At 70.4% G+C, this 7193-nt stretch carries 8 protein-coding genes; 3 read left to right on the forward strand and 5 right to left on the reverse strand.

Annotated features, from left to right (window positions below):
• Window positions 1-34 precede the first annotated feature (34 nt).
• From WBA97_RS06690 to WBA97_RS06700, 3 genes are read right to left on the reverse strand one after another with little or no spacing between them, the layout of a single operon-like run.
• On the reverse strand, window positions 35-838 hold the full coding sequence (locus WBA97_RS06690) for a hypothetical protein (RefSeq protein WP_424229823.1): 804 nt from the start codon (window positions 836-838) through the stop codon (window positions 35-37).
• Between the two features lie 7 nt (window positions 839-845).
• Entirely contained in the window at window positions 846-1166 is a 321-nt protein-coding gene (locus WBA97_RS06695; RefSeq protein ID WP_424229824.1) for a hypothetical protein, read from the reverse strand.
• Between the two features lie 19 nt (window positions 1167-1185).
• Window positions 1186-1926, reverse strand: coding sequence for a YbaB/EbfC family nucleoid-associated protein (locus WBA97_RS06700; protein WP_424229825.1), 741 nt, complete (start codon window positions 1924-1926; stop codon window positions 1186-1188).
• Window positions 1927-2101: 175 nt separating this feature from the next.
• Here WBA97_RS06700 and WBA97_RS06705 point away from each other — a divergent pair, with 175 nt between their 5' ends.
• On the forward strand, window positions 2102-2779 hold the full coding sequence (locus tag WBA97_RS06705; protein WP_424229826.1) for a hypothetical protein: 678 nt from the start codon (window positions 2102-2104) through the stop codon (window positions 2777-2779).
• On the opposite strand, the gene WBA97_RS06710 is transcribed toward WBA97_RS06705, so the two are convergent.
• Window positions 2776-3282, reverse strand: a complete 507-nt coding sequence (locus tag WBA97_RS06710; protein WP_424229827.1) for a DUF6328 family protein — start codon at window positions 3280-3282, stop codon at window positions 2776-2778. The two genes, WBA97_RS06705 and WBA97_RS06710, sit on opposite strands and share 4 nt — an antisense overlap.
• Window positions 3283-3418: 136 nt before the next feature.
• Between WBA97_RS06710 and WBA97_RS06715 the strand changes: the two genes are divergently transcribed.
• Window positions 3419-5755, forward strand: a complete 2337-nt coding sequence (locus WBA97_RS06715) for a serine/threonine-protein kinase (RefSeq protein WP_424229829.1) — start codon at window positions 3419-3421, stop codon at window positions 5753-5755.
• 9 nt (window positions 5756-5764) lie between these two features.
• Window positions 5765-6613 carry a GNAT family N-acetyltransferase gene (locus WBA97_RS06720; protein WP_424229830.1) on the forward strand — a complete coding sequence of 283 codons (849 nt, stop codon included), beginning with the start codon at window positions 5765-5767 and terminating at the stop codon, window positions 6611-6613.
• On the opposite strand, the gene WBA97_RS06725 is transcribed toward WBA97_RS06720, so the two are convergent.
• Window positions 6610-7193 (reverse strand): signal peptidase II (locus WBA97_RS06725; protein ID WP_424229828.1); only part of this gene is annotated, 584 nt, incomplete at its 5' end. The two genes, WBA97_RS06720 and WBA97_RS06725, sit on opposite strands and share 4 nt — an antisense overlap.

A 7193-nucleotide genomic window follows, 5' to 3' on the forward strand; every position in this document is an offset into this window, starting at 1 on the left:
GGGGGCCCCGCCACCTCTTCCCTTGCGCGCCCGGTCAGGCTTTGGACATCTCCCACGGGGCGTTCTGCCCCAGGTTGTCTTTGTGGCTCGCGTCGCCGATGTCGGTCGTGAGCTGCGGCCAGTGGCCGCCGGGGAAGCCCTCGTTGTTGTTGATCCGCTGGTTCAGGTCCTTGATCGACGGGAGCAGCGAGCCCGCCACGAACGCCTCGAGCGCGGCCAGTGCGGCCGCGATGATGCCCCACACCTTCGCCGCCGACACCCCGGCCGCCGCGGCTGCCGGAGGTGCGCCGACGCCGGTCGCCGCGGCGCCGGCCTCCGCGGTCAGCTCGATCACGAACGACACGATCGCGGCGACGATGGCGAGCCACGCGACGCCGATCGCGATGGCCATCTTCGTCAGCAGGTCGTCGATCTCGTCCGCGGCGGACTTCACCGCGCCGAGTGCCTTCTGTTGCAGCGGCAGGATGTTGCGGTACGCGTCGGCCGCGCCGCCCTTCCACTCGTCGTCGGTCTTCATCGTGCCGACGTGGAACATGTCCTGCCAGGTGCTCGCCGTGCCGCCGACCTGTTCGGTCCACGTGGTGCCGTGGTTCCACAGCGTCCACGGCACACCCGGCTGTGTGATGATCTTGCCGATCTCCGTCAGCACCTTGCCGACGAAGTCGCCGACCGCATCGAGCGCGTCGTTGATGCGGTCCATCAGGAAGCCAGGCAGCCAGTCCAGCACCGAGTTGATGTTGTCGATCAGCCTCTGGAGCTGCGTGGGGATCTCACCAAGCGCCTCCTGCACACGCCGCAGGATGTCCTGGAACTCGCCATCGCTCAGTACCCCGCCCATGTCTCCCTCACCAAACGTTGTTCATGCGGTGGACGCCGGCTTCTTCTTCTTGCTGATAGGTCTGTGCCGCCGACTCCAGCGCGTCAGCGACGCCCCGGCTCATGGTTTCGCCCTCGCCGAGCAGGCCGACGAACTTGCTCTGGAACTCGGCGTAGAGCCGCGTGAGACCGCACTTGTCCGCGAGGTACGAAAAGTGCAGCGCCTCGAGATCGAGACCGTCCGCCGTGGACTTGGCGGCGGCGAGGGCGTCGGCGCAGCCGGTCCACTGTGTGGCGTCGTCACGCAGTGCGGCCAGCGCCACGTTGTACTGGTCCGGGGTCGGGGCCATCGGAAGGGTCCTCTCTGCTTCAGCGGTCGAGGCCGAACAGCCTCGCCACGAACTCCTGCGGGTCGGCGGTGCGCGCCCGCAGTTCGGCGACGGCGCTGTCGGACCGGCGGGCCGGGGCCTCCTCTTCGGCCCGCAGGTACGCGGCCTCGAACGCGCTGCGCAGCTCGCTCGCGACCTCCAGATGGTTGGCACCGCCGATCCACATGGTGTTCGTCTCGACACGCACCTCGGCGACCGTCGTGCCGTCCAGCGCGACGACGACGTGGCGGCCGTCGCTCCTGCCCTTCGTCAGCCGAGGGCGGTCCGGCTCGTCGCCGGGATCCCGTCGGCGGCCGGTGCGCTCCGGCGGCCTGGTCTCCTGGCCGACGCGATGCAGCAGGTACAGCAGGTCCTCGATCGCGGCCGTCGACGGGTTGATCGTCACCGGCGCCTGCGTGCGTGGCGGCGCGGGTTCCGCTGGCTCCTCGCCTGCCTCGGCCACGCGGTCCGCCCACACCGACACGCGGCAGGCGGTCGCGGCGTGCACCGCCTCGACGACGGCGGCGCCGAGGTTGCGCGGGTCGATCGCCTCGTCCCAGTCCTGGGCCAGCTCGACGTCGGTGACCTGGCCGTCGGCGTCCACGGACACGGTGACCCGCGCGGTCTCGTCCTGCCCGGTGAAGGTCTTCTCCGAGTCCTGTTCGACCGAGAAGATCCGGGCGAACCGGGCTGCCTCGCCGGCGAGCCGGTGCAGTTCGTCGAAGCCGGCGGGTGTGGTCACGGACTACCTCCAGGTCGTGATCGGCCCTGCGACGAGGAGGTCTTCGAGGCCGTTCCCGGCCGTGACCGATTGTTCGCCGAAGCAAACCGAAACCTGGCAGACTGCCGGCGGAACCGCCGGCGCGGCCCGCGCATCTATTCTCCGAGATCCAGACCAGAAGCCCCCGGGGGAGCACATGCCCGACATCGAGTACAGCTTCGGCACCGGAGAAGGCACTCCGAACGTCCACCACTCGGACGCGAACGTCGACGTGGACGGCGATGGGGTCACCGACGGTGTCGCGCTGGACTTCGACGGTGACGGCCGCGTCGACGACGTCATGTGGGACTCCGACGGTGACGGGACCGCGGACACCGCGCTGCTCGACCTGGATGACGACGGCATCGCCGAGGACGCCTACAACGACCCGACCGGTCTCGGCACCTGGAACGCCCACGGGCAGGGCGGCACGCCACAGCCGACCACGCAGGAGCCGCAGCCAGCACCGGAGCCGGACCCCGAGCCCCAGCCGTCTCCCGGCCCTACCGACGAGGACCCGGTCGACCCGACCGACACGGACGGTGACACGGAGCCGGACCCCGAGGACACCGACGACACCGACGACACCGACAACGGCTACGAGCCCTACGGCGACGGCGAGGACGGCGACAGCACCGAGGCGCCCGAGGACGAGGAGCCCGCTGGTCCTGAGGACACCGAGGACGGCGACAGCACGGACGGTTCCGCCTACGAGCCGGACGAGAACGCCGACGACGGTGACGAGGACGCGACCGGTCTGTTCGACACCCTCGAGGACGCCCCCGACGTGGACCGCGACGCGATCAGCGGGTGGTACGACGACCTGTCGTCCTAGTCCTCTTCGTCGTCCTCTTCGCCGTTGTCGTCGGCCCGGGTTCGTAACGGCATCACGAACCACAGCGCGACGAACATGACCGCGATCAGCACGGTGAACACCGTCGCGACCACGGGGCCCGCGACAACCTTGAACAGCAGCAGCACGGTCGCGACCATCGCCGTCGCGAGGCACGCGAGCCCGGCGACCATCAGGCGGTTGGCGACCCGCAGGATCTGCGGGCGCTGCCCCTGGCGGAACAGCAGCCGGTGCCACGCGGCGGGCGCGGTAAGCAGCGCGACCGATGCCGTCGCGAACACGACCGCGACCAGGTGCACGACCTGCTCGAACCCGGACGCCCGCGCGTAGTGCTCGGTGAACGCGACCGCGAGCAGGAAGCCGAACAGGAACTGAACGCCCGCCTGGGCGACGCGCAGTTCCTGCAGGAGTTCACTCACGTTGCGGGCCAGCCGCTCATCACGGGACTCGGTCCCAGAGGTGCCTTCGTGGGGTAACGCCGCCATGCACCTGTTTACCTCGTTCCGGCCAGGGCGAAACCGTCATGCTGCCGATCGGCTGAAGCGGCGATGAGGCGCCTGGCATCATGAATCGGCACGAGCGAGCATTGTTTCTCTGGGGGGAGTTCTCTGGTTGGACGACATGACTGGCGACCAGTTTCCCAGCCAGCCCGAGCTGGCGGACCAACTACCGCAGTTCCGGCTGATCAGGAAACTGTCGGAAACCAGAATGAGCGTCATCTACCTGGCGGAGGAAAAGCACCTCGGCAACCGGCCGGTGGCGCTCAAGGTCATCGCACCGTCGCTCGCGTTCGAGCCATCGTTCCGCGAGCGGTTCCGCCGGGAGATGCAGTCGGCCGCGAACCTCAGCCACTCCAACATCGTCCCGGTGTTCTCCGCGCCCGCCGACGACGAACTGCTGTACCTGGTCATGCCCTACATCGACGGCTCGAACCTGCGTGACGTGCTCAAGGCGGGCCCGCCGGACCTCGCGTGGACGGTACATGTGATCCGCTCGGTCGCCTCGGCGCTGGACTTCGCGCACACCGCCGGGGTCGTGCACCGGGACGTCAAGCCGGGCAACATCCTCGTGGAGCACCGCTCGGGCCGGATCCTGTTGTGCGACTTCGGGATCGCGGCACCGGCGCTGGGTGAGCGGCTGACCGAGGTCGGCCGCCGCGTCGGCACGCCCGGCTACCTCGCGCCGGAGCTGATCCCCGGCAGCGAGGCAGAGGCCGCACCCATCGACCCGCGCGCGGACGTGTACTCGCTCGGCGTCGTGCTGTACCAGTGCCTCACCGGCCGCGCACCACACCGGCACTCCGACACCGGCGCGCTGCTGTGGGCGCAGAGCCACGAGACCCCACCGCCGGTGACGACGGTGCGCCCGGAACTACCCACCGCACTGGACAAGGTCCTGGCGACGGCACTGGCGAAGCGGCCTGCGGAGCGGTACGCGTCGTGCACGGAACTGGCTGAGGAGCTGGCGAACGCGGTCAGCGGCGGCCGGGTACGCGGGGTACGGCACCCCAACCCGCCGCGCAGCAACACGAAGTGGAAGCGGCCCACCGCGATCGCCGCCGCGCTCGCGGTCGTCGCCGCCACCGTGGTGGTCGTGGTGAACGCGACCGGCGGGAACTCCGGTGCCAGTCCCGCCCTCCGGATCCCGGCGCCGCTGCGCGGGAACTGCGCCGCCGTGTCCCCGGCCCTGCCCGGCGCCGAGAACACCCAGGACTGCCGGGACGGCGACCAGCACGTACGGATCAGCCTGTTCCCCGACAAGTCCACAATGGACATCGCGTACGGCGGGCTGGTGCGGGAGTCAGGCATCGCGCGCGACCGCGGTGACTGCACGGTCTCGACCGACGCGGAACACCGCTACCCCTACGCGGGCGGCCAGATCGGCCGCGTGCTCTGCGACACGACGGGCGATGTCACGCGTCTCGTGTGGACGGACGACGAGCAGCGCACGATCGCCCAGGCGGAGATCCGCGCGACGGACGACCGGCGGCTCATCGAGGAATGGCAGGACTGGGTGCGCATCCCGGCCTTCCCAACCCCGGCCGAGGAGTCGCTGAACGACCTCGTGGAGCTGAACGGCTGCGAACGGACGCAGGCAGGCACGCTCGCCACGTTCCGCGACCTGGAGGCGGCCATCGACTGCGACCCGGCCGACGACGGCGTGATCGCCGTGTCGTACTACCGGTTCAGCGACATCGACGCGCTGCAGCGCACCTACGACCAGCACGCCGACGGGACGAACGCGCCGACCGGGGTGCCGTGCACCGAGGGGGAGATACCCCAGAACTTCCTTGGCAGCAGAGCGTTCGACCTGCGCAGCGTCGACCTCGGCTGGATGCTCTGCTACCAGGGTGCGCGCGGCACACCCATGCTGGAGTGGACTATCGAGCCGCTGCGCCTGATGATCCGCGCGACCGGCAGCAACACACCGGAGGACCTGGTCGCGTGGTTCCACCGCACCAATGGGGTGCCGCCGCAGAAGGTCGTCGAGGCCGCGAACGACACCGCGTCGCCGCCGTTTCCGCAACCTCGGGAGTCCGCGTTGCTGCGGCGCGTCCCGGAGAACACCCGCAACCACTGCATGCGGCCGTCGTCGGAGCAGGCCAAGGCCAACGTGGCGTTGCGGAGCACCGCAATGGTGGCGTGCGGGCCGTCGCCGGGCGGGCGTGTCGTCTTCTACTACCAGTTCCCGGACAAGGCCTCGATGGACGACGCCTACCAGAAGCAGTCCACGGTGAGCGGCGGCGACTGTCTCGCGGGCCCGCCCGGGTTCCGCGCCGACGCGCCGTACACCCGAGGTGGTGACACCGGCAGTCTCCTGTGCGGGACGGCGACCCACGACAACTACTTCCTGATCTGGACGTCGGACCGGACCAACATCCTGGGGGCCGCGTTCCATGGCTTCACGCCGAACGACCTGATCACGTGGTGGCGCGACGGTGCGGGGCCGGTGATCTAGCGCGTGCCGATGGTGCTGGGCAAGCCGGGAGTCGACGGCCTGAGCGAGGCCGTTGGCGTACTGCGGGAGTGGCAGGACGACGGGGCGCCGACGCAACTGCATCCGGGGGATCTGGGGTGGTTCTGGCGGTTCGGTGCGGAGGCGACGGCCGCGGCGGTCCGGACGTGGCGCCGGGACGGGCGGATTCTCTCCGTCGGGCTGCTGGATGGACCCGGGCTGTTGCGGCTGACGATCGCGCAGGACGCCGCGCGGGACGAGGAGCTGGCACGGCGACTGGTCGACGACGTGAGCGGCGTGCTGCCCGAGGGGAAGGTGTCCGTCGAGGCGCCCAAGGGCGCGCTGGTCCACGACGTGCTGTCCGAGAAGGGCTGGCACACCGACGAGCCGTGGACGCCGCTGCGCCGCGATCTCACGGAGCCGGTGCGGGACCCTGGCATGCGGATCGAGGTGATCGGGCCGGAGCGGGCCGACGTGCGGGCCGCGGTGCAGCGGGCGGCGTTCGACGGGTCGACGTTCACGGCCGAGCGCTGGCACGCGATGGCGGCCGGGTCGCCGTACGCCGACGCCCGGTGCCTGGTCGCGCACGACGACCGTGGCAACGCGGTGGCGGCGGTGACGGTGTGGTCGGCCGGTCCCGGCAGGCCCGGGTTGCTCGAACCGATGGGCGTGCACCGGGACCATCGGGGTCACGGCCACGGCACGGCGATCACCGTCGCGGCGGCGGCCGCGCTCCGGGAGCTGGGCTCGTCGAGCGCGATCGTCTGCACCCCGAGCGCCAATGCCGGCGCCGTCGCGACCTACGCGTCGGCCGGCTTCCGGCGCCTCCCCGAGGTCCGCGACCGGTACCGGGACGCCTAGTCGCTGGTCTCGGCGGGTTCGCCGGTGGGTTCCTTCTGCACAGCGGTCAGGACGACCGCGAGCACGGCACCGACGGTCAGCGCGATGTCCGCGACGTTCCCGACGAACCACCCGTTGTAGTCGATGAAGTCGACCACGTGCCCGCGTGCGAAGCCGGGGTCGCGGAACAGCCGGTCGAGCAGGTGCGTGGTCGCACCGCCGAGCAGCAGCGAGAACGCGATCACCTGGCCGACCGGGTGCGGCTTCGTGACGTACCAGAACAGCCAGCCAACGGCGATCGCCGCGATGATCGTGAAGACCCACGTCGCGTTCTCGCCCATCGAGAACGCCGCGCCCGGGTTGTACAGCAGCCGGAACCCCAGGAAGTCCCCGAACACGGGGATCGGGTCGCGGCCGGTGAGTGTGCGTTCGGCCCAGAGCTTCGTCGCCTGGTCGACGACGAGCACGACGGCCGCGATCCCCATGGCGAGCGGCAGGTGGCGAACTGGTTTGGCGTCCATCGCACGCCAGCCTATCCACGCCTCCTCGGGACCCGTGTCCGAACGGGACAAGCCGGTGGTTTCGTGCACACCCCCTGTGC

The sequence above is a fragment of the Actinophytocola sp. genome (assembly GCF_049647105.1).
GTDB lineage: Bacteria > Actinomycetota > Actinomycetes > Mycobacteriales > Pseudonocardiaceae > Actinophytocola.

Bases quoted from the DNA above. Each gene is read 5' to 3' on its own strand.
- WBA97_RS06695 (WP_424229824.1), bottom strand. From the start codon at position 1,166: ATGGCCCCGACCCCGGACCAGTACAACGTGGCGCTGGCCGCACTGCGT.
- WBA97_RS06710 (WP_424229827.1), bottom strand. From the start codon at position 3,282: ATGGCGGCGTTACCCCACGAAGGCACCTCTGGGACCGAGTCCCGTGAT.
- WBA97_RS06705 (WP_424229826.1), top strand. From the start codon at position 2,102: ATGCCCGACATCGAGTACAGCTTCGGCACCGGAGAAGGCACTCCGAAC.
- WBA97_RS06720 (WP_424229830.1), top strand. From the start codon at position 5,765: ATGGTGCTGGGCAAGCCGGGAGTCGACGGCCTGAGCGAGGCCGTTGGC.
- WBA97_RS06715 (WP_424229829.1), top strand. From the start codon at position 3,419: ATGACTGGCGACCAGTTTCCCAGCCAGCCCGAGCTGGCGGACCAACTA.
- WBA97_RS06690 (WP_424229823.1), bottom strand. From the start codon at position 838: ATGGGCGGGGTACTGAGCGATGGCGAGTTCCAGGACATCCTGCGGCGT.